This is a genomic window from Streptomyces changchenzhani (assembly GCF_039766235.1).
Classification (GTDB): Bacteria; Actinomycetota; Actinomycetes; order Streptomycetales; family Streptomycetaceae; genus Streptomyces.
Genome location: NZ_JBDHNH010000001.1, coordinates 1,200,362 through 1,226,056, shown reverse-complemented (window position 1 = coordinate 1,226,056; position 25,695 = coordinate 1,200,362). Strand labels below are relative to the sequence as shown.

Genomic DNA, 25,695 nt, shown 5'->3' with positions numbered 1-25,695 from the left:
TGGCTGCTGATCTGGCTTCCCCCTCACGCTATGCGGCCCGCCGGGTCCGCGAAATCGGGCTTTCGCCCTACGCCTGAGGTCCCGCTCCCGGCGTCCCGGACGCGCCCGCGGTCCCGGATGCGCCCGGCGTCCCCGGACGCGCCCGGTGGCTCAGAAGAGCTTGCCCGGGTTGAGGAGGCCCAGCGGGTCGAAGGCCGCCTTGACGGAACGTTGCAGGTCAAGCCCCACCGGGCCGAGTTCGCGGGCCAGCCAGTCCTTCTTGAGTACGCCCACTCCGTGTTCACCGGTGATCGTGCCGCCCAGCTCCAGGCCGAGCGCCATGATCTCGTCGAAGGACTCGCGGGCGCGCCGCGACTCGTCGGCGTCGGCGTGGTCGAAGCAGACGACCGGGTGGGTGTTGCCGTCGCCCGCGTGGGCGCACACGCCGATGGTCAGGTCGTACTTCTCGGCGATGGCGGCGGTCCCCGCGATCATGGCGCCGAGCCGGGAGCGCGGTACGCAGACATCGTCGATCATCGTGGCGCTCTTGACCGCTTCGAGCGCCGTGAGCGACATCCGCCGGGCCTGGAGCAGCAGTTCGGACTCGGCGGCGCTCTCGGCCGGTACGACCTCGGTGGCGCCCGCCGCCAGGCACAGCTTGCCGACGGCGGCCAGGTCGGCGGCCGGGTCCGGGGTGTCGAAGGCGGCGAGCAGGAGTGCCTCGGTGGATTCCGGGAGGCCCATGTTGGCCATCTTGTTGACGGCGCGCAGGGTCGTACGGTCCATGAGTTCGAGCAGGGACGGGGCATGGCCGCGCGCCATGATCTCGCAGACCGCCTCGCAGGCGGCGCCAGCGGAGGGGAATTCGGCGGCGAGCGCGAGCTGCTGCGGCGGGGCGGGCTTGAGCGCCAGGACCGCCTTGACGACGATGCCCAGGCTGCCCTCGGAGCCGACGAACAGCCGGGTCAGGTCGTAGCCCGCGACGCCCTTGGCGGTGCGGCGCCCGGTGGTCAGGAGGCGGCCGTCGGCGAGGACGACGTCCAGGCCGAGGACGTACTCGGCGGTGACCCCGTACTTCACGCAGCACAGGCCGCCCGACGCGGTGCCGATGTTGCCGCCGATGGTGCAGGTCTCCCAGCTGGAAGGATCCGGCGGGTAGTACAGCCCCTGTTCGGCGACGGCGCGCGAGACGACGGCGTTGATGACGCCCGGCTCCACGACCGCGATCCGGTCGACCGCGCTGATCTCCAGGATGCGGTCCATCCGGACCAGCGACAGGACGATGCACCCGTCGGTGGCGTTGGCGGCGCCGGACAGGCCCGTGCGGGCGCCCTGCGGGACCACCGGGACGCGCAGGGCCGTCGCCGTGCGCATGACGTGCTGGACCTGCTCGACGGTCCGGGGCAGGACGACCACGGCCGGGGCGCCCGCGTCGCAGAAGCTCGCCATGTCGTGGGCGTACGAAGCCGTGATGTCCGGGTCGGTGATCAGAGCCTCGGCCGGGAGGCCCGCGCGCAGCTGTGCGAGAAGATCGTCCATAGTCCCAGCCTGACACTCGGGGGCCATCGGTGTGAACCCGTCTGCGATCCACATCGCGGGTCCCGATGGGCTCTTCGTACTGGCGCACAGTGAGCGCCATGGAGACGGATGCAGGGGCAGCGGAAGCGGAAGCACCGGCGAAGGGCGCGGAGACGAAGCGGCAGGCCTGGCGGCGGCGACCCGCCGTCGCCGCCCTCGCGGGCGCGGCGGTGCTTGTCGCGGGGGTGGCCGGGATCCTCACGTTCGTGGCTGGGAGTGGCGACGAAGGGCCGCCGCCCGCCCCCGGTCCTGTCGGGCGGGCGATGGCCGCCGTGGGCGCGGTGGGCGCCGGGGTGCCCGCGTCGGCCGGGGACCTGACCGCGCTGATCGGCGACCGTGAGAAGTGGCTGCGGAAGAATCCGGGCGACGACAACTCCTGGGCGGTGCTCGGCTCCGCTTATCTGGAGCGGGGGCGCTCCCGGGCCGACTCCGCGGACTACCCGCGGGCGGAGCGCGCGCTGCGCCGCTCGCTGGCCGCCCGGCCCGCGGCGAGCGGGAATTCGGACGCGCTGGTGGGACTCGCCGCGCTCGCCCAGGCGCGGGGCGACTACCGGAGCGCGAAGAAGTGGGGCGAGACGGTACGGGCGAAGTCGCCCCGGCGCTGGACCGCGTACCCCGTGCTGATCGACGCGTACGGCCGCCTCGGCGACGGGAAGGCTGCGGCTAAGGCCGTCGAGAAGCTCCAGGAGCTGCGGTCGGGTGCGCGGGTGCAGCAGCTGGCGGCGCAGGTGTACCGCGACCGGGGATGGCGGGAGGACGCGGCGGCGACCTTGTCCGACGCGACCGCGCGGGCCGGTGCGCCGGCCGAGCGGGTGGCCGGTCTTTACCGGCTGGGTGAGCTGGCCTGGGAGCGCGGGGAGCCCGAAGTGGCCTTGCGCTACTACGAGTCGGCGTTGCACACCGATCGCGGACACGCGGGGGCGCGGGCGGGACGGGCGCGGGCGTTGGCCGCGCTGGGGCAGACCCCGGACGCGGAGCTGGAGTACCGGGCGGTGCTCGCAGCGGCGCCGGGGGGTGGATACGCCCTGGAGTACGGGGAGTTGCTCGAATCGCTGGGCCGGGTCGCGGAGGCGCGGGAGCAGTACGTGCTGGTGCGGGCCCATGTCGCCCTGCAGCAGCGCCGCGGGGTCGGCCCCGACGAGCTGCTGCTCGGCCTCCTGGACGCGGATCACGGTGACCCGAAGGCGGCGGTGCGGCGGCTGTCGGCGGAGTGGAAGCGGCATCCCGGCGCGGAGGTCGCGGACGCGCTGGGGTGGGCGCTGCACCGGGACGGGGACGGGAAGGCGGCCTTGAAGTGGGCGCGCAAGGCGACGGATCAGGGGGTGCGGAGCGCGCTGTTCCTCTACCACCTGGGGGCGATCGAGCGCGGGCTCGGTGAGTACGGGGCGGCTCGGCGGCATCTGGACGAGGCGTTGCGGATCAACCCCGGGTTCTCGCCGCTGCTGGCCGCGCGGGCACGGGAGGCGCTGAACGCGCTGGGAGAGCCGCCGTCGGGCGGGCCGCGGGATGTGTACGGGGCGCGGGCGACGGGGGCGCGGGCGGTGCCGGGGGCTGCGGCGCGGCGGGGGGCGGGGGTGGGGGGTGCGAAGCCGGGGGGTGGGTGGTGACGGGGGCCGCTGCGCGGGGCTGTCCCCTACCCGCCCCTTCCCGAAACTGGGGCTCCGCCCCAGACCCCGGTCCTCAAACGCCGGACAGGCTGAATTGAGCGTGTTCACCCCCGCTCCTTGTAGTAGATCGAATACCTCCTCGCCCCCACCGCTCCCGACGCCAGCCCCATGCACAGCCTCGGCTTCGCCGTGCGTTGCACGGCCAGGCCCTCCGGTTCGCGGTAGTCGAGGGAGTGGCCCGCCTCCGTTCTTGTCCGCTGGACCTGCCGGCCGGTGCGGATGTCCGTGCAGGAGACGTGCATGTTGCCGTGGTCCGAGGGCGGGTTGGCGGGGCCGTACGCCGTACCGACCACTTGGTAGAGGTAGTTGCCGTGCAGGGCGAAGCCCTGGAGGCCGATGTTCGGGTCCGGGTGCGTGGCGGTCTGTGCGAAGTCGTGGAGCGGGACAGTGAAGTCGCCCTCGGCCGCGTCCGCCAGGGCGTACACCCGGTAGCGGAGCCTGCTGCCGATCCGGTGGCGTACGGCGAGCCTCTTGAACTCCATGTCCACAGACGGCTGGTTGGCGGTGGAGCCCGCGACCGGATAGCTGGTGGCCGCCGCCGTGCTTCTGCGGGTCTCGCCATTGACGAAGGCGAAGCGCGATATGCCCCGGCCGAACGCGGCCGTCCCGCCCGCTCTCGCGTCCGCCTCGGTCCAGATCCAGGCCGAGCCCGGCGGTCCGGTCTCCACGCCGAGGCCGACCCCGTGGCCGAAGCCGAGGAGGTACATGTGGTTGAGCCAAGTGCCTTGGTAGTCGAGCTGGTTGAGGCACAGGTCGCCGCGGTGGCGGCGCTCGTCCGCGGTGTACGCGCGGGGCTCGCCCGCCAGTCTGAGGCCGCCCTGCATCACCTGCGCGACGTACAGCCTCAGCCCTACGTCGTCGAAGGCGAAGGACTGCAGGACCGTTGTGTGCCGCAGTCGCTTCTCGAACTGCCAACGGGTCGATCCGACCGCCAGGTTGATGTGCTCGTTGCTCGCTGTGCTCGTTGTGCTCGTTGTGCTCGCCGTGTTCACCATGTCTGTGGTTTACCCACGAATAAACGGGCGGGCGCGGCACTGCGGCCCCACGGCGTCAGGTCCGTGGGGCCGCGGAACGGGCGGTGGGCTACAGGTTGCCGCGCTTGTCCTGCTCGCGCTCGATCGCCTCGAACAGGGCCTTGAAGTTGCCCTTGCCGAAGCCCATGGAGCCGTGTCGCTCGATCATCTCGAAGAAGACGGTCGGCCGGTCCTGGACCGGCTTGGTGAAGATCTGCAGCAGGTAGCCGTCCTCGTCACGGTCGACGAGGATCTTCTCCCGGCGCAGGATGTCGACGGGGACGCGGGTCTCGCCGGCCCACTCGCCGAGGGTGTCGTAGTACGAGTCGGGCACGTCCAGGAACTGGACACCCGCGACCCGCATGGCCTGGACCGTCGCGACGATGTCGTTCGTGGCGAGCGCCATGTGCTGCACGCCGGGGCCGCCGTAGAACTCCAGGTACTCGTCGATCTGCGACTTCTTCTTCGCGATCGCCGGTTCGTTGATCGGGAACTTCACCTTCTTGGTGCCGTCCGCGACGACCTTGGACATCAGCGCCGAGTACTCGGTCGCGATGTCGTCGCCCACGAACTCCTTCATGTTGGTGAAGCCCATGACCTCGTTGTAGAAGGCGCACCACTCGTTCATCTTGCCGAGTTCCACATTGCCGACGCAGTGGTCGATGGCCTGGAAGGTGCGCTTGGCGGGGGGCGCGACGATCGGCTCGGCGGCGACGTATCCGGGCAGGTACGGGCCGTCGTATCCGGTGCGCTCGACGAGCGTGTGGCGGGTCTGGCCGTACGTCGCGATGGCGGCCAGCACGACTATGCCGTGCTCGTCCTTGACCTCGTGCGGCTCGGTGAGGCCGGTGGCGCCGTGCTCGGTGGCGTAGGCGTACGCGGCGCGGGCGTCCGGCACCTCGATCGCGAGGTCGACGACACCGTCGCCGTGCTCGGCAACATGGCCTTCGAGGAAGCGGCCGTGGTCGGTGGACACCTTGATGACGGAGGTGAGGACGAAGCGGGCGGCGCCGTTCGTCAGCACGTAACTGGCGGTCTCGCGGCTGCCGTTCTCCGGTCCGGAGTAGGCGACGAGCTTCATGCCGAAGGCGGTGGAGTAGTAGTGCGCGGCCTGCTTGGCGTTGCCGACGGCGAAGACGACCGCGTCCATTCCCTTGACCGGGAAGGGGTCGGCCTTGCGCGCGGTGCTGGGGGTGTTCTGGATGGTCTCAGTCATGGCCGCAGAGTCCCTCTGTATCGCAAGCTGCGCAATAGTTCGCTGGAATGGTGGGCAATATGTATAACAAGCTGTGATTATGGCCGGGCGATGCGTACAAGATGACCACCAGGAGGCCGGTGCATGCCAACCGAGGGAATCGACGAGCTGGACGGCCGGCTGATTGTGTTGCTGGCGCGCGAGCCGAGAATCGGGATGCTGGAGGCGTCCCGGCGGCTCGGTGTGGCGCGCGGGACGGCACAGGCCCGGATGGACCGCCTTCAGTCCAATGGAGTCATCCGCGGCTTCGGTCCGGACGTCGATCCGGCGGCGCTGGGCTACCCGGTGACGGCCTTCGCGACGCTGGAGATCAAGCAGGGCCAGGGGGCCGACGTACGGGCGCATTTGGGGGGTGTGCCGGAAGTCCTTGAGCTGCATACGACGACCGGGCACGGCGACATGCTGTGCCGCCTGGTGGCCCGGTCCAACGCCGACCTTCAACGGGTGATCGACCGGGTTGTAGGTTTTGATGGCATCGTGCGGGCTTCCACGGCGATCGTGATGGAGAATCCCGTTCCCTTGCGGATCATTCCGCTCGTGGAGCAGGCGTCGGGCACCTCCTGACGCCATGCGGGGCCCGCCGCGTCCCTCACCGAGGAGTGGGCCCGTTGAATTTCTGGGAATACCTCGGCAGTCGCCACCAGCAATTGCTGGCGGACGCCTACCAGCACGCCAGCGCCGTCTTCCAGTGCATGGTCGTCGCCACGCTGCTTGGTGTGCTGATCGGCGTGGTGACGTACCGCAGTGAGTGGGCCGGCAATCTCGCCACCACCGTCACCTCCACCATCCTGACCATCCCGTCCCTCGCGATGATCGGCCTGCTCATCCCGCTGGTTGGCCTCGGCGTCGCCCCCACCGTCATCTCGCTGGTGCTGTACGGACTGCTGCCGATCGTGCGTAACGCGATCGTGGGTCTGCGCGGGGTGGATCCGACCCTCGTCGACGCGGCGAAGGGCATCGGGATGTCCCGCACGGCCCGCATGTTCCGGATCGAACTGCCGCTGGCCTGGCCGCCGATCCTCACCGGCATCCGGGTCTCCACCCAGATGCTGATGGGCATCGCCGCCATCGCCGCGTACGCCTCCGGGCCCGGCCTCGGCAATGAGATCTTCCGCGGGATCTCGTCCCTGGGCAGCAAGAACGCGATCAACCAGGTACTCGCCGGCACCTTCGGCATCATCGTCCTGGCGCTGATCTTCGACGCCGCGTACGTCCTCATCGGACGCCTGACCATCCCGAGGGGGATCCGTGTCTGACACCGCCGTCGGTGGCGCTGCCATCGAGCTGGAGAATCTGACGAAGCGCTATCCGGGGAGCCCGTATCCCGCGGTGGACAACGTCAGTCTGGAGATCAAGGCGGGCGAGATCGTGATCTTCGTCGGCCCGTCGGGCGGCGGCAAGACCACCCTGCTCAAGATGATCAACCGGCTGATCGAGCCGACATCGGGGCGGATCAGGATCGGCGGCGAGGACGTCACCGACATGGACCCGGTGAAGCTGCGCCGCAAGGTCGGTTACGCGATCCAGTCGTCCGGTCTGTTCCCGCACATGACCGTCGCGCAGAACATCGCGCTCGTGCCCAAGATGGTCGGCTGGCCGAAGGCGAAGATCAAGGACCGGATCGAGGAGATGCTCGACCTGGTGGGGCTCGACCCGGGCGAGTTCCGGGGTCGCTATCCGCGCCAACTCTCCGGCGGACAGCAGCAGCGTGTGGGCGTGGCGCGGGCGCTGGCCGCGGACCCGCCCGTACTGCTGATGGACGAGCCGTTCGGCGCCGTCGACCCGATCACCCGCGACCACCTCCAGGACGAGCTGATCCGCCTCCAGCACGAGCTGCACAAGACGATCGTCTTCGTCACCCACGACTTCGACGAGGCCATCAAGCTGGGCGACCGCATCGCGGTGCTCCGCGACCGGTCGCACATCGCGCAGTTCGACACCCCCGAGGCGATCCTGACGAACCCGGCGGACGACTTCGTGTCCGGGTTCGTGGGCGCGGGAGCCGCACTGAAGCGGCTCAACCTGACGCGGGTACGGGACGTGGAGATCGTCGATTTCCCGACGGTGACCATCGACGACCCGCTCCAGGAAATCTTCAACAAGCTGCGGGACGCGCAGACCAACGAGCTGCTGCTGCTCGACAAGCGGGGCCGCCCCTACAAGTGGCTGCGGCGCGGTGATCTGATGCGCGCCAAGGGGTCGCTGGCACGGGCGGGCACCCTGGTGCACGACACCGTGACCAGGGACGCGACGCTGCGCGACGCCCTGGAGGCGGTGCTGACCGACAACGCGGGCAGAGTCGCGGTCACCGGGCGGCGCGGCGAGTACACCGGCGTCGTGGACATGGCGACGCTGATGAACTCCGTGCAGGAAATGCTGGAGGCCGACCGGCTCGACGCCTCGGAGCACCAGCACCAGCTGGAGGAGCAGCGCGCCCGCCAGACCCGGCTCGCCCAGGAGGGCGTGACCGGCGCCGCGGAGGATCCCGCATGAGCCCGGCACGGCGCGAGCGCGACGAGCGCGAGCGGCCCGGCCGGCCACGCGGCGCGCACGAGGTGCAGGGTGTGACCTTCCGCGACGAGGGCGAGGTGGTCGAGGAACCGGCCGCCGCGACCGTGGAGTTGCAGCCGCGGCGGGTGAGCTGGCAGAAGATGGTCGTGCTGCCGGCCGTCCTCGCGGTGGTGCTCCTTGCCACCTGGCTCTGGTACCACAACGCGGATCTGGATTCGATCGCGAGCAACGCGCTGGGCGACGGCAATGTGTGGCTGCGCTTCAAGCAGCACGTCGAACTGACGGTGATCTCCACCTTCTTCGTGCTGATCATCGCGATCCCACTGGGCATCGCGCTCACCCGCCCCGGCCTGCGCCGGGCGGCGCCGTTCGCGACGGCGCTGGCCAACATCGGGCAGGCGACTCCGGCGATCGGGCTGCTTGCGCTGCTGGTGATCTGGCTGGGCATCGGGAAGAAGGCGGCGCTGATCGGCATCATCGCGTACGCCGTCCTGCCGGTGCTCTCCAACACCATCGCGGGGCTCAAGGCGAACGATCCGACGCTCCTGGAGGCCGCGCGCGGCATCGGGATGTCGACCGCGGGGGTGCTGGCGAAGGTCGAACTGCCGCTGGCCGTCCCGCTGATCCTCGCGGGCGTGCGCACGGCGCTGGTCCTGAACGTCGGCACGGCCACGCTCGCCACCTTCGGCGGCGGCGGCGGTCTCGGCGACCTGATCACCACCGGGATCACCACTCAGCGCATGCCGGTGCTGGTCCTTGGCTCCGTACTGACCGTTGCGCTGGCGCTGTTCGTGGACTGGCTGGCGTCGATCGTGGAGCTGCTGTTGCGACCGCGCGGTCTGGAGGCAGGCGCATGAGGCGTACGCGAATGGGTTCGGCCGTAGTGGCCGCGCTGGGTACGGGTGTGCTGCTGGCCGGGTGCGGGCTGACGAGCGGCAGTCCGCTGGTCGACGACGTACAGCCGGGCACGATCGGCAAGGGTCTGCCGCTGAAGGGCGCGGAGCTGACGGTGACGTCGAAGGAGTTCACCGAGCAGCTGATCCTCGGGCAGATCCTGGGCCTGGCATTCAAGGCGGCGGGCGCGAATGTGCTCGACCGGACCGGGATCCAGGGGTCCATCGGCGGGCGCGAGGCCGTCAGGAACGGCGACGCGGATGTGATGTACGAGTACACGGGCACCGCCTGGATCACCTACCTCGGCAACGACAAGCCGATCGCCGACCCGCAGCAGCAGTGGGAGGCGGTGCGTGACGCGGACGCGAAGAACGGCATCACCTGGCTGCCGCCGGCCGAGCTGAACAATACGTACGCACTGGCGCTGAACCCGGCCAACGCGAAGAAGTACGGGACGAAGACACTCTCGGACGTGGCCGCCCTGTCGAAGAAGGACCCGTCGGCGGCGACGGTGTGTGTGGAGAGCGAGTTCGCTTCGCGCGACGACGGGCTCAACGGCATGAAGAAGGCGTACGGGATGAACATCCCGGCGTCCGGCGTCTCGAAGATGGACGGCGGAATCATCTACACCGAGGTGTCGAAAGGCTCGGCCTGCACCTTCGGCGAGGTCTTCACCACCGACGGCCGGATCAAGGCGATGGACCTGACGCTGATGGCCGACGACCGGCACTTCTTCCCGAACTACAACGTGGCGCCGGAGATCAACACCAAGGCGCTGAAGAAGTACCCGGCGATGGCGAACGTCCTCGAACCGATCACCAAGAAGCTGAACAACACGACGGCGCGGGAGCTGAACGCCAAGGTCGACGTGGACGGCGAGGACCCGCACGCGGTGGCGAAGGAGTGGATGGTCAAGGAGGGCTTCATCAAGGAGGGCTAGCCGCCCTCACCGCTGACCCGCTCCACCGCACGCAAAGAACCCGTTGCAAAGAATCCATTGCAACGGGTTCTTTGCAAGTCTAGGGTGGGGGCATGCCCGAACAGGAGCCCGACATCCCGAAGCCCGACATCCCGAAGGCCGAGACGTCCCGCACCCTGGACGCCCGCTCCCTGCGCGGTCTCGCCCACCCGCTGCGGATCCGCCTGCTGAAGACCCTCAGGCACGACGGACCGGCCACCGCCTCCCAGCTGGCCGATCGCCTCGGCGAGTCCAGCGGCGCCACCAGCTACCACCTGCGCCAGCTCGCCACGCACGGGTTCGTCGAGGACGACCCGGAGCGCGGCAAGGGCCGCGAGCGGTGGTGGAAGGCGGCGCAGGAGGGGACGCGCTTCGCCGAGGAGCTGCACAACAGCAGCGACCCGGAGGTGCGCGGAGCCGCGGACCTGTTCATGCACGAGATCGCGAACATCCACACCCAGGAGCTCGGCACCTGGCTGGGCACCTCACGCGAATGGCCCGAGGAGTGGGCCAGGAGCGCGGACATGAGCGACTTCACGCTCCAGCTGACCGCCGAGCAGCTGAGCGAGCTGAACCACAGGATGCACGACCTCGTCGACAGCTACCGCGGGCTGAGCGCCGAGGGCTCCGCCCAGATCCGCGTGCACACGCATTCCTTCCCGCGCCGGACGACGGACTGAGCCGGACCACGGACCGAGCCGGCCCACGGACCGAGAGGAAATCCCTGCCATGCACCCCGACATGCATCTTCAGCTGCACACCCTGCGCGCCGCCGAACTGCGGCGCGAGGCGGCCGAGTACGCCCTGCTCCCCCGCAGCAAGCAGCACCCCGTCCGCACCAGCCTCGGCTGGACCATGGTCGACCTCGGCCTGCGCCTCGCCCATCAACAGCCCCTCGGCGCGGCCCGCGCCGCCCGCGCCGCCTGAACGTCAGAGGTGAAGGAGACGGTCAGCAGCTCGGGACCTTGCCGTCCTTCTTCGCCAGCTCCCGCAGCGCACCCACCGCGTCCGTGAGTGTCGTGACCGGGACCAGCCGCAGCCCGTCGGGCAGTTCGGCCTGAGCCATCGAGCACTCGTCGCGCGGTACGAGGAAAGCACTCGCCCCGTCGCGCCTGGCGGCCTGGGTCTTGAGCGGTACGCCGCCGACCGCGCCGACCGTGCCATCGGGGCTGATCGTGCCCGTACCGGCGATGTTGCGGCCACCGGTGAGATCGCCGCCCGCGCCGTCGCCGTCCAGCTTGTCGACGATGCCCAGCGCGAAGAAAAGACCGGCGCTGGGGCCGCCGATGTCGGCGAGGCTGAGGTCGACCTTCACCTCGTCCTGGTCCTTGTCGAGGTAGTTGAGCGCCGCCTGCGCCGCGACGTTCTGCGACTTCTTCATCTCGGCGGCATTGTGCTGCTCGACCTGCGCGTCGGTGTCCCCGGTCGGGTACACCGCCTCCTTGGGCATCACGGCCCGGTCGGTCCTGAACCACGCGTCGACGATCTGCCCCAGGTCGATGTCGACGGAGGGGCCGGTTGCCACGATCGTCGTCATCCGCAGCTGGCCGGTCGTCTCGCGGGTCTGCGCCCCGGTCACGGTGATCACCGGCCTGCCCTTGTCGTCGCCCAGGACGTTCGCGGTCGTGCCGGGCTGCGCCAGGACGTAGGGCAACGGCGTGAAGACGGCCACGGCGAAGAGGGCGAGCACGGGGGCCGCGCAGACGGCGAGGACGCGGGGACGGGAGTGACGTGAGAGCACGCCCCCAATCTAGACGAGTCATTCCGAATGATCAGTGGTCGTAAGCGATCAGTGACCGTGTGATCGGCTGGCGGGTCTGGTGGTTGTGCCAGATCGCTGCGGCCATCGCGAGGATGCGCTGGGCGACGCGAACAGCGACGCCCTCGAAGGTCCGCCCGCCGTGTTGTTCCAGGTCGAGCTGGCCTTTGAGGGTGTCGTTGACCGACTCGATGAGCTGTCTCACCGACTTGAGGAGGCTCTCGCCCCTGCGCTTCTTCTCGCGCTTGAACGACGGCCGCAACAACTCCGCGCCCCGCAAGGCCAGATCGGCTTCGAACTCCTTGGAGGCGAAACCCTTGTCCGAGATCACCAGCAATCCCGGACGGTCCGTAACCGTCTCCGGTTCACGGTCGAGCATCGCGGTAAGTACCTCCCGCTCGTCGATCTTCGGGTTCGCCAGGGCCCACAGGATCGGCATCCCGGTCGGGGTGCAGACCAGGAACAGGCGCAGGCCCCAGAAGAACCGGCTGTGGCTGGCGCAGTACCCGTAACCGGCCCAGCCGGCCATGTCCGACCGCTTCACCGTCGGACGCGAGCGACCGCACTCCACCGGCGTGGAGTCGACGATCCAGTGCGGGTCGAACCAGAAGTCCGTGTCCACTGCCAGCAGCCGTATCGCCTTCTTGACCAGCGGCAACGCGGCCCTCAGCCGCTTGTTCCAACCCGGCTGCTTGGGCACGTACGGGAACATCGCCCCCAGACGGGAGTCCACAAACCGCAGCCACCGCGACTCCGAGGTGAAGCCCAGCAGCGCCTGTGCGACGGCGAGGCAAACAAGCTCGGAATCCGTCAGCTGCGGCGGTCTGCCCAGCCACCGGGTGCCTCCGATCTCGTCGTCGATCTTCACGTAAAGTGCGGTCAGCAGGGCGTCTAGGTTGTTCGTCACACAACGATCTTGGACGCCCTGTCTGCGTTCCCGGACACACCGTCAGCATTCGGAATGACTCGTCTAGTGGGCGGCCCGGCGGCCGATGTCCCCGCCCGCGCCCGCGCCACGGTCAGCGCAGTGCCTCCGCGACCTCATTGGCCGCGTCGACCACCCGGGGGCCCACCCGCTCCGGGACGGAGTCGGACAGCATGACGACCCCCACGCTGCCCTCCAGGCCCGTCACCCCCACCAGCGGCGCCGCGGCCCCGCTCGCGCCCGCCTCCAGCTCACCGTGGGTGAGGGTGAAGCCGGGGTCCGACAGGTCGCCCCGGCGGGCGGCGAGGATGGCCCGGCCCGCCGCGCCCCGGTCCAGGGGGTGGCGGAAGCCCGTGCGGTAGGCCACGTGATAGTCCGTCCAGGTCGGTTCGACGACCGCGACGGCGAGTGCCTCCGCGCCGTCGACCAGCGTCAGATGCGCCGTCGCGCCGATGTCCTCGGCGAGCGAGCGCAGCGCGGGAAGCGCCGCTTCGCGTACCAGCGGATGGACCTGGCGGCCCAGCCGGAGCACGCCCAGGCCGACCCTGGCGCGGCCGCCGAGGTCACGACGTACCAGGGCGTGCTGTTCGAGTGTGGCGAGCAGCCGGTAGACGACGGTGCGGTTGACGCCGAGTTTGTTGGACAACTCGGTGACGGTCAGCCCGTGGTCGGTGTCGGCGAGCAGCTTGAGGACTCTTAGTCCCCGGTCGAGCGTCTGGGAAGTCTCCGCGGTCACGACGCCCACTCCTCTGTGGTGGTGCGGCGGCTCTCTCACGGGGTGTGCGGCGCCGGTCCCACCGGCGTCGCTCGCAGAGGCCACCGGCAGGCCATGGCACCGGCTGCGCTCCGCGGCGGCGCTGCCACGGGGCGTATGCGTTGCCGGAAAGGTAGCGATCGGCACCGCTCAGCGGAAGGCCTCGTCCAGAATCCGGGCACGGAAGGGCAATTGATCCCTGTTCGGGACTTAAATCACCTTCACCGGGGACTTTCGGCGCCATACGCGTCTTACCGGGATATTATGGTGACCCATGGGCGGGGCCCGGGGTCGCAATCTCCGGGCCCCGCCTTCTCACGTCCATGCCGTACGGGCTCGCACGTCCATGCGGTACGGGCTCGCACGTCCATGCCATCCGGGCGGACGTCACCGCATCCGCGTGGCCCACTCCTGGACCTTCTTGATCCGGTCCTGGAGCTGCCCCGCCGTCGCCTCCGCGCTCGGCGGCCCGCCGCACACCCTCCGCAGCTCGGTGTGGAGCACGCCGTGCGGCTTGCCGCTCTGGTGGGAGTACGCCCCGACCATCGTGTTCAGCGATTTGCGCAGCCCGAGCAGCTGCTTGTGGGTGACGACCGGGCGCGCGTCGGCGGGCTTCTCCAGCAGGTCGGCCTCGGCGGCCGGCTTCTGGCGGCTGTGCGCGATCTGCCGGGTCTGCCGCTTCTGGAGCAGCAGCTGCACCTGGTCGGGCTCCAGGAGGCCCGGGATCCCCAGGTAGTCCTGCTCCTCCTCGCTGCCGGGGTGCGCCTGCATGCCGAACTCGGCGCCGTCGTAGAGCACTCGGTCGAACACGGCGTCGGATTCGAGGGCCTCGAAGGGCAGTTGCTCCTCGGTCTCCTCGTCCTCCGCCTTCTCGGCGTCGGCGAGGAGCTTGTCCTCCTCGGCGAACGGGTTCTCGTTCTCGTCGGCCTTCTTCGGCTTGTCGAGCACATGATCGCGCTCGACCTCCATCTCGTTCGCGAACTCCAGCAGCATCGGGATCGTCGGCACGAACACCGACGCCGTCTCGCCGCGCCTGCGGGAGCGCACGAAGCGCCCGACGGCCTGCGCGAAGAACAGCGGAGTGGAGATGGTCGTGGCGTACACGCCGACCGCGAGGCGCGGCACGTCGACGCCCTCCGACACCATCCGGACGGCCACCATCCAGCGGGATCCGTCGTCAGTGAACTGGTCGATCTTCTTCGACGCGGCCCTCTCGTCGGACAGTACGACGGTGGGCCGGTCCCCGGTGATCTTCTTGAGGATCTTCGCGTACTCGCGGGCCGTGTCCTGGTCGCTGGCGATGACCAGGCCGCCCGCGTCCGGGATGCCCTTGCGGACCTCGGTGAGCCGCTTGTCGGCGGCGGCCAGCACGCTGGGGATCCATTCGCCGGTGGGCGCGAGCGCGGTGCGCCAGGCCTGACCGATGGCGTCCCTGGTCATCGGCTCGCCGAGGCGGGCCGCGAGCTCGTCGCCCGCCTTGGTGCGCCAGCGCATGTTGCCGCTGTAGCTGAGGAAGATCACGGGCCGGACGACGCCGTCGGCCAGCGCGTTGCCGTAGCCGTAGGTGTAGTCGGCGGAGGAGCGCCGGATGCCGTCGCGGCCCTCTTCGTACGCGACGAAGGGGATCGGGTTGGTGTCCGACCTGAACGGGGTGCCGGTGAGCGCGAGCCGGCGGGTCGCCGGGTCGAACGCCTCCTGGCAGGCCTCGCCCCAGGACTTGGAGTCACCGGCGTGGTGGATCTCGTCGAGGATGACCAGCGTCTTGCGCTGCTCGCAGCGGTTGCGGTGCAGCATCGGCCGTACGCCGACGCCCGCGTAGGTCACCGCGATGCCGTGGTAGTCCTTGCTCAGCGGACCGGCGCTGTAGTCCGGATCGAGCTTGATCCCTATCTTGGCCGCCGCCTCCGCCCACTGCTTCTTGAGGTGCTCGGTCGGCGCGACGACCGTGATCTGCTGCACGACGTGGTGGTGCAGCAGCCAGGACGCGAGCGTCAGGGCGAAGGTGGTCTTGCCTGCGCCGGGCGTCGCGACGGCGAGGAAGTCACGGGGCTGCTCCTGGAGGTACCTCTCCAGGGCACCCTCCTGCCAGGCACGCAGCTTGCTGGCGGTGCCCCAGGGGGCGCGGCCGGGGAAGGCGGGTGAGAGGTGGTGGGAGGCGGTAGTAGTCACGGTCTCCGATTCGAGGCTCTCGGGTACGCGGTGGGATCGTGGGTCGTCGTCAAGACAACCGGGCCACCCTACCGGCGCTCCGCGCGGATCCTCGTATGAACGGGCCGGAGGTCCGCGCGGGTGCGACTCAGCTCACACGCCGTCGTGCAGGGACCGCAGCCGATGAGCGATCTGACCGACGTCATCCAGACTGCCCATCGCAACCTCGATAACGAGCTTGTACGACTCATCCTGATCGACATCGACCATTTCCGAGCCGTTGAAGTCGAGGAACACGACGGTGCACATCCAGGCCATGCGCTTATTGCCGTCCACCAGAGGATGGTTCACGGCGAGCGACTGGAGCAGCGCCGCAGCTTTCTCGAAGAGGTCCGTGTACGCCTCGATGCCGAACATCTGCGACTGGGGACGGTGCACCGCCGAGCTGAGCAGCCCCAAGTCGCGAACCGCGAGCTGCTGCCCCCCACAGGCCAGCTCCGCCAAGTCCAGGACTTCCTGGACCGTCAGGTACTTCACTACTCTCCCAGCCTCCGAAGCAGGTCGGCGTGGCGCACCGCGTACTTGGCCCCGAGTCGGCGGACTTCCTGCCGGTCCGACTCCTGCTCGAGATAGCGGTCGATCGCCTGAAGCGCTATGGCGTGCATGCTGCGCCCCTCCGCTTCCGCGCGGAGCTTGAGCGCCTCTTGCTGGTCGTCACGTAGACGCAGGTTCATGGCCATACCAAAACGGTACCACTAGTGGGGTCAGTACGGTACTAAATCAGGGGCTGTCGCTCCCGCAGCCTGGTCGCCACCCACGCCCCCACCAGCGCCACCGCCGCCATCGGCATGAACACCGCCGCGAACGCCGCGGGGTGGGAGCCCGCCGCACCGGTGGCCGCCGGGTGGGCCGCGCCCACCGCGCCCCCGCCGAGCGCCACGAACACCGCGCCGCCGATCGCCAGGAGTATGACGTTCGACAGGCCGTCGGAGATCTGGAGGGCGGCGGAGTTGGCGCCCGCCTCGTCCGGAGCGGAGAGCTTGAGCAGCAGCACGCTGGTCGAGGCGATGACCGTGCCCATCCCGAAACAGCCGAACGCCCAGGCGACGCCCACCACCCACACCGGGACGGCCGCGATCAGCACGCTGGGCGCGGTCGCGATGGCCGCGGCGACCAGCACCATGCCGCCGGACGCCATCCGCTCCCGGTACGGGGCCATGCGGGGCCGCGACTGGACGAACGAGCCGAGCGCCCAGGTCGCGCCGCCGACCGCCAGCGAGAGCCCCGCCATGGTCGGGGAGAGCCCGCGCTGGGTGACCAGCATCAGCGGCACGAAGGACTCGGCGGCGATGAACGAACCGGCCGCGATCCCGCGCAGCAGCACGACCGACGGCAGCCCCCGCGCCGCCCGGTAGGTGCCGCGCGGCAGCAGCGCCAGGACGGCGGGCACCAGCAGGGCCAGGCCCGCCGCTGCCGGGATCAGCGACAGCCAGCGAAGGTCCTGCGCGGCGTACTGGAGGAGTCCCGCGCCCAGCGAGATGCCCAGGGCGAACCGGATCCGGCGGCGGTCGAAGGGCCCGGCGGGCGCGTCCGGGTCGGCGGGCCCCGACGCCATCCGGCGGATCGCGGGCAGCGCGATGGCAAGCGGGAAGACGACCAGGAGGGGGATGCCGATGAACACCCAGCGCCAGCCGAGGTGCTCGGTGACCGTCCCGGACACCAACGGCCCGACGACGGACGGAACGACCCAGCTTGCCGCGAAGGCCGCCAGGATCGAGGGCTGCAGCCGGCCCGGATAGGCGCGGCTGACGACCACGTACAGCGCGACGATCACCAGGCCGCCGCCGAGCCCCTGGACGGCCCTGCCGACGATGAACAGCCACATCGCGTCCGCCGTGCCGGAGAGCAGCAGCCCGGCGCCGAAGGCGCTGATGCCGGTGGCGAGGGGCCACAGCGGTCCCCTGCGGTCGGCCCACTGCCCGGACAGCACCATGGCGAACAGGCTGGTGGTGAAGAACGAGGAGAACGCGAAGGCGTACAGCGAGATCCCGTTCAGCTCGCGGGCCGCCACCGGCATCGCGGTCCCGACGGCCGTTGCCTCGAAGGCGATCAGCAGCACGACGGAAACGATGCCGATGCTCAGTGCGCGGTGCGTCCGGCCGAGGATGCCGCCCTGTTCCGCGAGCTGTTCCTTGGGCTGTTCCGTGAGCTGCTCCGTGAGCGCCGCGGTATCCGTCGCGGGCAGCCGTATGTCGGCAGGTGTGCCGGATGTCCCGGCAGGTTCGGGCGCGACCTCGGCGTCGCGCGGTTCCAGGGCGGTCATCCGCCCAGCGTAAGGGGCATACCGCGAGGTGACCCCTGTCTCAAGGAGGGACGAGAGTCAGCCTTTGGTCGTACGCCCGGCTCGACGGGGAAGGCGTACGGACATGCCGCACTTCCGCACGTACGACGAAGCCGACGCCGAGTGGCGGCGCCTGGCGGGCGTCGGGCACTAACCGTGGGTGGACGGGGACCCGGCGGCGTTCCGCACGGCGGTGGCGGGTTTCCTGGCCGCGCTGTGAACGCACCGGACGCGGAAGGGCGCGGCAGCGCACCGGGTGAACCCGCTGGGTGAACGCGGCGCTGTGTGAACGCGGCATGGCAGTCGCGTTGCACAGCGCCCGGATCCCTTGAGCGGGCTCCTCGACCGGCTTACGGTCAAGGAGTTCCAGCACATGGCCGTGTGCCCGAGTGGCTTAGGGGCTCGCCTGCAAAGCGGGTTACGTCGGTTCGATTCCGATCACGGCCTCCAGCTCCCCGACCAGGGGCTACGGATAGGGCGGTATCCCCCACGGGGTGCCGCCCTACTGGCGTCCGGCGCACTCCCGACCCGGCCGACCGGAGCGCCCCCGCCCGGATCGCGCCCGCCACCCCGGACCCGGACCCGGCCCCGGACCCAGCGTCAGAGGGCGCCGCCCGCCTCGTCGTCGAACGCCTCCGGCCAGTACCGCCAGCCGTCGTCGCCCCGGCTCCCGCCCGCCGCATGGCCGCACGCGACCGGGTCGACCTCGGCCAGAACCTCCCGCATCGTGGCCGCCAGGACGGCGTACGACTCGTCGGTGACCTTGTGCTCGGCGTCCACCGCCCGAGCCCGGCGCAGCAGCCACAGGGTGAAGGCCAGCGTCGACACATCCGCGTTGACCGGCCGCAGCCCGGCGTCCTCGACATTCCGGCCCAGGATCAGGCCGGTGGCCCCGTCGACCACGAGGTCGATGTCCTCGACCAGATAGCCGAGGCAGATGAGGCGGTCCGACCCGTCCGGCAGCAGGTCCTTGCCCTGGTGCGCGTACACCTCCGCGAGGGTCCGCGCGGGCCGGTCGTCGTCGAGCGTGAACATGCCCCCGTCCACCGGCAGCCCCACGTCCCGCAGGAACCGCCGCGTCGGTTCGTGCGTGAGCGCGGCCGGCAGATCCGCGTCCGCGAACCGCGCCACCCCACCCGTCCCGGAGCCAGCTCCGGAGCCCGCCCCCGGCCTCACGCCGGACTCCGCCCCCAACTCCGCCCCGGACTCCGCCCCGAACTCGTCGTCGAGCAGCCCCTCGGGCAGCTGGAGCCGCAGCCCGTCGCCGGGTCCCGCTATGCGCACCAGGGGCCGTATCAGGACCGCGATCGTCCAGTAGTCGCCGTCCGCGTCCGCGACCTCCCGGAGGGCCTCGGTGAGCCGCGTGACCGCCTCCGGGCCGTACTGCCCGGCGAACCGTCCCCCGAACTCCCCCACCCCGGAGCCCAGTTCCTCGACCGCCCCGGCCATGCGCAGCAGCGTGTCCAGGTCGGTGGCGAGCGGCCGTGCTTCGAGAAAGCGGCTTTCGAGGTCGGCCAGCGCGACCCGCCCGGTCCGCCCGTCGAGGACGATCTCCTCCAGCTCCTCGCCGTCCGCGTCGAGGAGATGCCCGATCACGAGCATCTCCCCGACCCCGTCCGGCAGCTTCACCGCGTGCTCGTACTGCTCAGCGACCGTCGCCAGGTGCCCCTCGGCGACCGGTCCGAACCCCAGCAGCGCGGTCTGCCTCGGCACCCCTTCGCCGGACAGCCGCGCCCGCGTGAGCCCGTGCACCACCAGCGGATGCAGTTCCTCCTGGACAACCCTCACGACCTGCATGGCGTTCCTCCCCCGAGCCGATGTCACCACGTGCAAAGAAGGCTAGCCGCCACCACTGACAACGCCGGGAGGGCATCGGCCCGAGCACCTACCCGGGCAGCACGCACACCGGGATCGGGGCCGTCAGCGGCGCTCCCGCCGAGGACAGCCGGCCCGTGGCGCGGTTCACCCGGAAGGTCGTCACCGTGCCGGACTTCTGGTTGGCGGCGAACAGCAGCGTGCCGGACGGGTCGAGTGCGATGTGCCGCGGATACGAGCCGCCCGACGGCGTGACGGACACCGGGCGCAGGGCCGCGCCGCCGCACTCGACGGCGAAGACGGCCAGGCTGTCGTGGCCGCGGTTGGAGACGTAGAGGTACCGCCCGTCCGGCGAAACCAGTACCCCGGCCGGGTAGTTGCGCTCCGGGGGCTCGGTGCCGGGCGGCAGTGTGGGCCGTGGTGTGCCCGGGGTCAGTGTCCCGGTGCGGTGGTCGTAGTCGCAGACCACGATCGTGCTGTCGAGCTCGTTCACGACGTACGCGTGCCTGCCGGACGGATGGAACGCCAGATGGCGCGGCCCAGCCCCCGGTCGCATCGCGGCGCGGCTGCGCTCCTGGAGGCGCCCGCTGCCGGCGTCGAGGCGGTAGGTGTGGACGGTGTCGGTGCCCAGGTCGACCGCGAGGACGTACCGGCCGGCCGGGTCCATGACCACCATGTGCGCGTGCGGGCCCTCCTGCCGCTCCGGGTCGGGCCCCGACCCCCTGTGCTGTACGACGTCACTGGCCTCGCCCAGTGCGCCGTCGCGCCCGACGGGGTGCACGCAGACGCTGCCGCCGGTGTAGTTCGCGCTGAACACGAAGCGCCCGTCGGGGTGCACGGAAAGATGGCAGGGGTCGGCCCCGCCGCTGCGTCGGCTGCCGAGCACCTCGGGCGCGCCGCGCCCCAGCCGCACGGCGGTGACCGCGCCCTCGGCCCGCTCGTCGACGGCGTAGAGCGTCCTGCCGTCGGGCGAGAGCGCGAGGAACGACGGGTTGGCCACGTCGCCGAGCACTCCGGTCGGGGTCAGCCCCCCGCTGCCGGGCCGGTAGGCGGCCAGCCCGATCCCGGTGCCGCCGCCCGGCTGCGAGGTGTACGTACCGAGATAGGCGGGGCGTACGGCCGGGGCCGCACGCGCGGCGGTCCCGGGGAGCGCGGCGGCGGCGACACCCACGCCGGCCAGCACCGCGAACCGCCGCCGGCTCAGGCCCCTACCGCCGCCCGCACCGGAGTCCGTAACGGTGGTGCTCGTGTCGCTGCTCATGTCACTGCTCATGAAGCCCTTACGTGTTGGCCACGCCCACGGCCGCCTGCGGCCTGATCGGGAGGCGGTTGATCGGGCGGCCGGTCGCGGCCCGGACCGCCGAGGCGACCGCCGCCGGGGAGGTGACGACCGGGATCGCGCTGGCGGCCTTCGCGCCGAAGGGGGCCACCACGTCGCGTTCCTCGACGAGTTTCACGATGCGGATGTCCGGGGCGTCCAGGGACGTCGGCAGCGCGTAGTACGTCAGGTCGGGGTGGCGGACCAGGCCGCGGGGGGTGCGGAGGTTCTCGGTCAGCGCCGCGCCGACGCCCTGGGTGACACCCGCCTCGATCCGGGAGACCAGCTGCGCCGGGTTGAGGATGCGGCCCACGTCCTGGGCAACCGCCATCTCGACCACCCGGATGGAGCCCAGCTCGATGTCCACGTCGACGATCGCGCGGATCGCGCAGAAAGCGAGGCCGACGAAGGCGTCGCCCTGGCCCATCTCGTCGAGGGGCTCGGTCGGGTGCGGTCTGCATTGGGCGGTGGCCCACAGTTCCTTGCCGTCCATCGCCTCGGTGACGGTGGTGGAGAGGACTCCGTCGTACGAGGTGATCTTGCCGTCGGCGATCTGGAGCAGCTCCGTGGACATGCCGAACTTGTGGGCCAGCGGCTGCAGAAGCTGGGTGCGGACCATCTTCGCCGCGCGTTCCACCGCGCCGCCGGACACCCAGGTGTGGCGGCCGTGCGTCGCGGGGCCCGCCGGGGGCTGGTCCGTGTCGACCGAGGCCACGTGCACCTCTTCGATGCCCAGGGTCTCCTGGACGATCTGGCGGGCGAGCGTGGTGAAGCCCTGGCCGGTCTCGACCGCCGCGCAGATGACCGTCGCCACGCCGTCGTGGACCTTCACCGTCGCGGTAGAGACCTCGTCGGTGCCCTCCGCGCCGAGCATATGGACCATGCCGAGCGCGTAGCCGACTCCTCGGCGTACGGCGCCGGGCTCACCCGCGCCCTCCGGGCCGCCCGGCAGCAGCCAGTCGTCCTCCGGGGAGTCCTTGGGGAGGGTGGGGAGGCGGAAGTCCCGTACCGCGCGCAGGAGTTCGGCGACGGGGGCCGGGCAGGTGACCGTCTGTCCGGTGGGCAGCAGGTCGCCGGTGGCCAGCACATTGCGCAGGCGCAGCTCGGCCGGGTCCAGGCCCAGTTTCGTCGCGAGCTTGTCCATCTGGCCCTCGTAGGCCGCGCAGACCTGGAGGGCGCCCTCGCCGCGGACATGGCCGGACGGGGGGTTGTTGGTGCGTACGGCCCAGCCTTCGATGAAGGCGTGCGGGACGACGTACGGGCCGCAGGCGAAGGCGACCGCGGCGGCCAGCGACTCGGATGAGGAGTCGGCGTAGGCACCCGCGTCGAGGAGAATCTGCGCCTCCACCTTCACCAGCCGGCCCTCGGTGTCCGCGTGGTGGCGGTAGCGCAGCAGGGTCGGGTGGCGGTGGGCGTGGCCGAGGAAGGACTCCTCGCGGGTCGCGGCGAGCTTGACCGGGCAGCCGGTGCGCAGCGCGAGCAGGCCCAGCGGGATCTGGAAGCTGCCGTCCTCGCGGTCGCCGGTGGCGCCGGGGACGCCCGTCACGACGACCTTCACGCGCTCCTGCTCCAGGCCGAAGCAGGCCGCCGCGCGGTCGCGGTCGGTGTGCGGGTCGGTGGACGCGGTGTAGATCTCGACGCCGCCGTCGGGGCGGGGGACCGCGAGGCCCGCTTCCGCGCCGATGGGGGCCGGGTCCTGGCGGCCGATGCGGTACAGGCCCTCGACGATCACCTCGCCGACGATCTCGGGGTCGCCGAAGCTCAGCGGGATATGCCGGATCAGGTTGCCGTCGGGGTGCAGGGGTTCGGCGGCGAACGCCTGCTCCGGGTCGGTGACCGGGTCCAGGATCTCGTACTCGACGGCGATGGCGGCGGCGGCGAGGCGCGCGGTGTCGGGATGGTCGGCGGCCACGGCGGCGATGGCCTCGCCGTGGTGGCGTACCAGCACGGAGGCGAAGACCGGGCGGTCGGCGACGGTCCGGCCGTGCGCGGGGTCGCCGGGCACGTCCTCGTGGGTGACCACGACGCGGACACCGGGCATCTCGGACGCGGCGGTGGTGTCGATCGAGACGATACGGGCGGACGCGTGCGGGGAGCGCAGCACGGCGGCCCACAGCAGTCCCTCGGCCCACAGGTCGGCCGCGTAGGGGAAGGTGCCCTCTGTCTTCGCGCGGGCGTCGGCCGGCGGGAGCGAGGCGCCGAGCCCGTGGGCGGGCGGCTCCTGCGGAGCGCCCCCGCCCGCCGGGCTGCCGGTCGCGGTGGCCGCGTCGTTGGTCACGCCATGCCTCCGTCGTGCGGGTGGGGCTGCTGGACACTGCCGGCGCCCGGCGGTGCCTGGTGCGGGATGCGCGCTTCGTCGGAGGCGGCGGTCGCGCTGCGCTCGGCGACCACTTCGCGTACGGCTTCGAGTACGCCCCGGTAGCCCGAGCAGCGGCAGAGGTTGCCGCAGAGGGCCTGGCGGGTCTCCAGCTCGCTGGGGGCGTGGTTGCCCTCAAGGAGGTCGTGGACGGTCATGGCCATGCCGGGCACGCAGAAGCCGCACTGGACGGCGCCGCAGGTGGCCAGGGCGCGCTGGACGTCGGACGGTTCGCCGTCGATGGCCAGGCCCTCGACCGTACGCACCTCACTGCCGGCGGTGGTGGCCGCGGGCACCAGGCAGGAGGCGACGAGGCGGCCGTCGACCTGGACGGCGCAGGCGCCGCACTCGCCCTGGGAGCAGCCGTCCTTGGCGCCGGCGAGGCCGAGGCGCTCGCGCAGGACGTACAGGAGGGACTCGCCGATCCAGGCCTCGGTGACGGGCCGGTCGGCGCCGTTCACCCGTAGGACGTAGGAGGCGTGGGGGTGTTCGCTGGGTACCGGTTCGGCGGGGGGTGCGGCCGGTTCGGGCGCGGCCTCGGCGACGGCTTCCGTCCCGGGGGCGATGTCCGCGTCGGGTGCGGTATGCCTGACCGCGTCCGAGGGCTGCTCGGCGGCGCCGTCCGGGTGCTGCGGCGGCTCCTGTACGGACAGCGGCGGCATCGGGATCGCGGACGACTCCGAGTCCCGCGCCGACTCCGAGTCCTGCGCCGTCTCCTGCGCCGGCGCGTGTTCCTGCGCGAGCGCCGCGGCCCAGGGGGCGGGCGCCCCGCCGGGCAGCGTCAAGCCCGCGTCGTCCGTGTTCGCCCACGGCGCGCTCGCACCGCCGGGCAGGGTCACCGGGGGGTGCCCTCCGGACCACTGGGAGGCGAGGGCCGAGGTGGTGAACTCGCCCGATTCGTCCGGGAGATCACCATTGGCCACCGGGATGGTCCACTGGCCGGTGAGTTCGGACGCGGAAACGGCCGGGGGGCCCACGTCGCCGGCGCTTCCGGCCCCGGCACCACTCCCGCTGTCGCCGAAGCTCCACTGGCCCGTGACGCCCGATTCGTGCGGGGGCAGGGGGGCTGGGGCGGGTGCGGCTCCCGGCTCCGGCCAGCGCAGCTCGCCGGACATCGGCGGCAGGCTCCAGGTCCCGGTCGCGCCCGGGTCGGTGTCCGGGCCCCGCGCAGTGTCGTGGGGGGCGCCCTGAGGCGTGATGTGCGGCGGCGGTACGTAGTCGTGGCCCGGCGCGGCCAGTGGCTCGCCGATGCCCGTCATGCCCTCGGGCAGCTGCACGAACGCCGTGGCGTCCGCGTCGTACTCGCCGCCCTGCGGGATCGGCTGCCAGCCGCCGGGGGCGCGCGGGGCTCCGGGGGCTCCGTGCCCGTTCTCGCGCTCATTGTCGTGCTCGTACTCGGTCATGACAGTGCCCTCCCCAGCGCCCTTCGGGCCAGCGCGGCGACCGTGCGCCGCAGGTGCAGTACGGCGGGCAGCAGCGCGGGGGGTGCCTCTCTCCCGTCCACCGCCGGCGCCGGGTCCGGGATGCAGGCCGCGGCGACGTACTCGCCGAACGCGGCGCACGCCTCGGGCGCCAGCTTGCGGTCCGCGTCCCACTCGATGAGCGAGGCGATCCAGCGCTCCGCGTCCATGGGCCGCAGCGGCATCGGGGCGATCGCGCCGACCGCGCAGCGCACCTCGCGCCGCGCCGGGTCGAGGACCAGGGCGACGGACGCGGTGGCGCGGCCGGGACCGGTGCGCCCGGTGGCCTTGAAGAACACCTGCGGGGCGTGCAGCAGCGGCACCCGTACGAAGCCGATGAGCTCACCGGCGCCGAGCATTTCGCGGCCGGCCAGCAGATGGGACACGGGGATCGTGCGGCGCGCGCCGCCCGGTCCCGCGATCACCAGCGTGGCTTCGAGCGCGGCCAGGACGGGCAGGGCGTCGCCGGTCGGGGCGCCGGTGACGATGTTGCCGCCGAGCGTTCCGGCGTTGCGGATCTGGGGCGGGCCCGCGGCGCGCGCGGCGGCGGCCAGCGCCGGGATGAGGGCCGCGAAGTCGGGCCGTCCCATCCGGGCGTGGGTGAGGCCGGCGCCGAGGAGTGCGTGGCCGTCCTGGTACTGCCAGCCGCGGATCTCGCTGATCCGGCCGAGCCCGACCAGGGCGGCGGGCCTCAGCTGCCCGGAGTTCACCGAGGCCATCAGGTCGGTGCCGCCCGCGACGGGCACGGCGGCGGGCATGGCGGTGAGCGCCGCCACGGCCTCGTCGAGCGAGGCCGGGAGCGTCACGGACTGCGCTGCCTGCGGTGCGTGCGTGGTCAACCCAGCTGCCCCTTCCCGGTGTCCCGGCTGTGCCCGTCTGTTGCGCCGTACGGTACGTGCTCACAGCCCGGACGTGGCAACTCTGGCACATCTTGCGAACCGTCCGACGCGAGGGTCCACCAGGG

23 protein-coding genes and 1 tRNA gene are annotated in these 25,695 nt (G+C 71.4%); 9 read left to right on the top strand and 15 right to left on the bottom strand.

Going from position 1 to position 25,695, the window contains the following annotated elements; translation table 11 throughout:
- Positions 1-150 precede the first annotated feature (150 nt).
- Complete coding sequence (locus tag ABCR94_RS05765) at positions 151-1,518, bottom strand: FAD-binding oxidoreductase (RefSeq protein ID WP_347117928.1); 1,368 nt, start codon at positions 1,516-1,518, stop codon at positions 151-153.
- 98 nt (positions 1,519-1,616) lie between these two features.
- Here ABCR94_RS05765 and ABCR94_RS05760 point away from each other — a divergent pair, with 98 nt between their 5' ends.
- Complete coding sequence (locus tag ABCR94_RS05760; RefSeq protein ID WP_347117927.1) at positions 1,617-3,164, top strand: tetratricopeptide repeat protein; 1,548 nt, start codon at positions 1,617-1,619, stop codon at positions 3,162-3,164.
- 104 nt (positions 3,165-3,268) lie between these two features.
- On the opposite strand, the gene ABCR94_RS05755 is transcribed toward ABCR94_RS05760, so the two are convergent.
- A complete protein-coding gene (locus ABCR94_RS05755) occupies positions 3,269-4,219 on the bottom strand; it encodes a phage baseplate protein (RefSeq protein ID WP_347117926.1) in 951 nt (316 codons plus the stop codon).
- An 88-nt stretch (positions 4,220-4,307) separates the two neighbouring features.
- Entirely contained in the window at positions 4,308-5,453 is a 1,146-nt protein-coding gene (hppD, locus tag ABCR94_RS05750; RefSeq protein WP_347117925.1) for a 4-hydroxyphenylpyruvate dioxygenase, read from the bottom strand.
- A gap of 123 nt (positions 5,454-5,576) precedes the next feature.
- Between hppD and ABCR94_RS05745 the strand changes: the two genes are divergently transcribed.
- From ABCR94_RS05745 to ABCR94_RS05715, 7 genes are all read left to right on the top strand, one after another.
- Entirely contained in the window at positions 5,577-6,056 is a 480-nt protein-coding gene (locus ABCR94_RS05745; protein WP_283516034.1) for an Lrp/AsnC family transcriptional regulator, read from the top strand.
- 44 nt (positions 6,057-6,100) lie between these two features.
- A complete protein-coding gene (locus ABCR94_RS05740; RefSeq protein WP_347117924.1) occupies positions 6,101-6,748 on the top strand; it encodes an ABC transporter permease in 648 nt (215 codons plus the stop codon).
- Positions 6,741-7,985, top strand: a complete 1,245-nt coding sequence (locus ABCR94_RS05735) for a betaine/proline/choline family ABC transporter ATP-binding protein (protein WP_347117923.1) — start codon at positions 6,741-6,743, stop codon at positions 7,983-7,985. The genes ABCR94_RS05740 and ABCR94_RS05735 overlap by 8 nt, the downstream gene beginning before the upstream one ends.
- Positions 7,982-8,860, top strand: a complete 879-nt coding sequence (locus tag ABCR94_RS05730) for an ABC transporter permease (RefSeq protein ID WP_347117922.1) — start codon at positions 7,982-7,984, stop codon at positions 8,858-8,860. The genes ABCR94_RS05735 and ABCR94_RS05730 overlap by 4 nt, the downstream gene beginning before the upstream one ends.
- On the top strand, positions 8,857-9,837 hold the full coding sequence (locus ABCR94_RS05725; protein ID WP_347117921.1) for a glycine betaine ABC transporter substrate-binding protein: 981 nt from the start codon (positions 8,857-8,859) through the stop codon (positions 9,835-9,837). The genes ABCR94_RS05730 and ABCR94_RS05725 overlap by 4 nt, the downstream gene beginning before the upstream one ends.
- Before the next feature lie 92 nt (positions 9,838-9,929).
- On the top strand, positions 9,930-10,535 hold the full coding sequence (locus ABCR94_RS05720) for an ArsR/SmtB family transcription factor (protein ID WP_347117920.1): 606 nt from the start codon (positions 9,930-9,932) through the stop codon (positions 10,533-10,535).
- Positions 10,536-10,584: 49 nt separating this feature from the next.
- Positions 10,585-10,782, top strand: a complete 198-nt coding sequence (locus tag ABCR94_RS05715; RefSeq protein ID WP_347117919.1) for a hypothetical protein — start codon at positions 10,585-10,587, stop codon at positions 10,780-10,782.
- A gap of 22 nt (positions 10,783-10,804) precedes the next feature.
- On the opposite strand, the gene ABCR94_RS05710 is transcribed toward ABCR94_RS05715, so the two are convergent.
- The 7 genes from ABCR94_RS05710 to ABCR94_RS05680 form a co-directional block, all read right to left on the bottom strand.
- On the bottom strand, positions 10,805-11,596 hold the full coding sequence (locus ABCR94_RS05710; protein ID WP_347117918.1) for a S16 family serine protease: 792 nt from the start codon (positions 11,594-11,596) through the stop codon (positions 10,805-10,807).
- A gap of 31 nt (positions 11,597-11,627) precedes the next feature.
- Positions 11,628-12,521 (bottom strand): IS982 family transposase, encoded by an 894-nt coding sequence (locus tag ABCR94_RS05705; protein ID WP_347117916.1) that lies wholly within the window; start codon positions 12,519-12,521, stop codon positions 11,628-11,630.
- A 112-nt stretch (positions 12,522-12,633) separates the two neighbouring features.
- Positions 12,634-13,275 (bottom strand): IclR family transcriptional regulator, encoded by a 642-nt coding sequence (locus tag ABCR94_RS05700; RefSeq protein ID WP_283516040.1) that lies wholly within the window; start codon positions 13,273-13,275, stop codon positions 12,634-12,636.
- Positions 13,276-13,680: 405 nt separating this feature from the next.
- Complete coding sequence (locus tag ABCR94_RS05695) at positions 13,681-15,462, bottom strand: DEAD/DEAH box helicase (protein WP_347117915.1); 1,782 nt, start codon at positions 15,460-15,462, stop codon at positions 13,681-13,683.
- Between the two features lie 132 nt (positions 15,463-15,594).
- The gene (locus tag ABCR94_RS05690; RefSeq protein WP_347117914.1) at positions 15,595-15,978 is read right to left on the bottom strand and encodes a type II toxin-antitoxin system death-on-curing family toxin; all 384 of its coding nucleotides are present in this window, start codon (positions 15,976-15,978) and stop codon (positions 15,595-15,597) included.
- Positions 15,978-16,175, bottom strand: coding sequence for a CopG family transcriptional regulator (locus tag ABCR94_RS05685; protein WP_347117913.1), 198 nt, complete (start codon positions 16,173-16,175; stop codon positions 15,978-15,980). The genes ABCR94_RS05690 and ABCR94_RS05685 overlap by 1 nt, the downstream gene beginning before the upstream one ends.
- Positions 16,176-16,216: 41 nt before the next feature.
- Positions 16,217-17,764, bottom strand: coding sequence for an MFS transporter (locus tag ABCR94_RS05680; protein ID WP_347117912.1), 1,548 nt, complete (start codon positions 17,762-17,764; stop codon positions 16,217-16,219).
- A 393-nt stretch (positions 17,765-18,157) separates the two neighbouring features.
- Between ABCR94_RS05680 and ABCR94_RS05675 the strand changes: the two genes are divergently transcribed.
- Positions 18,158-18,232, top strand: a tRNA-Cys gene (locus tag ABCR94_RS05675).
- A 150-nt stretch (positions 18,233-18,382) separates the two neighbouring features.
- Here ABCR94_RS05675 and ABCR94_RS05670 read toward each other — a convergent pair.
- The 5 genes from ABCR94_RS05670 to ABCR94_RS05650 all read right to left on the bottom strand — a co-directional run bounded on the left by ABCR94_RS05670 (position 18,383) and on the right by ABCR94_RS05650 (position 25,570).
- On the bottom strand, positions 18,383-19,579 hold the full coding sequence (locus ABCR94_RS05670; protein ID WP_347117911.1) for an SUKH-4 family immunity protein: 1,197 nt from the start codon (positions 19,577-19,579) through the stop codon (positions 18,383-18,385).
- Positions 19,580-19,667: 88 nt separating this feature from the next.
- Positions 19,668-20,858: a lactonase family protein gene (locus ABCR94_RS05665; protein ID WP_347117910.1), complete on the bottom strand. Its 1,191-nt coding sequence runs from the start codon at positions 20,856-20,858 to the stop codon at positions 19,668-19,670.
- 19 nt (positions 20,859-20,877) lie between these two features.
- Positions 20,878-23,193: a xanthine dehydrogenase family protein molybdopterin-binding subunit gene (locus ABCR94_RS05660; RefSeq protein ID WP_347117909.1), complete on the bottom strand. Its 2,316-nt coding sequence runs from the start codon at positions 23,191-23,193 to the stop codon at positions 20,878-20,880.
- Positions 23,190-24,674 carry a (2Fe-2S)-binding protein gene (locus ABCR94_RS05655; protein ID WP_347117908.1) on the bottom strand — a complete coding sequence of 495 codons (1,485 nt, stop codon included), beginning with the start codon at positions 24,672-24,674 and terminating at the stop codon, positions 23,190-23,192. Before ABCR94_RS05655 ends, ABCR94_RS05660 begins: the two co-directional genes overlap by 4 nt.
- Positions 24,671-25,570, bottom strand: coding sequence for an FAD binding domain-containing protein (locus ABCR94_RS05650; RefSeq protein ID WP_347117907.1), 900 nt, complete (start codon positions 25,568-25,570; stop codon positions 24,671-24,673). The genes ABCR94_RS05655 and ABCR94_RS05650 overlap by 4 nt, the downstream gene beginning before the upstream one ends.
- Positions 25,571-25,695: the final 125 nt, after the last annotated feature.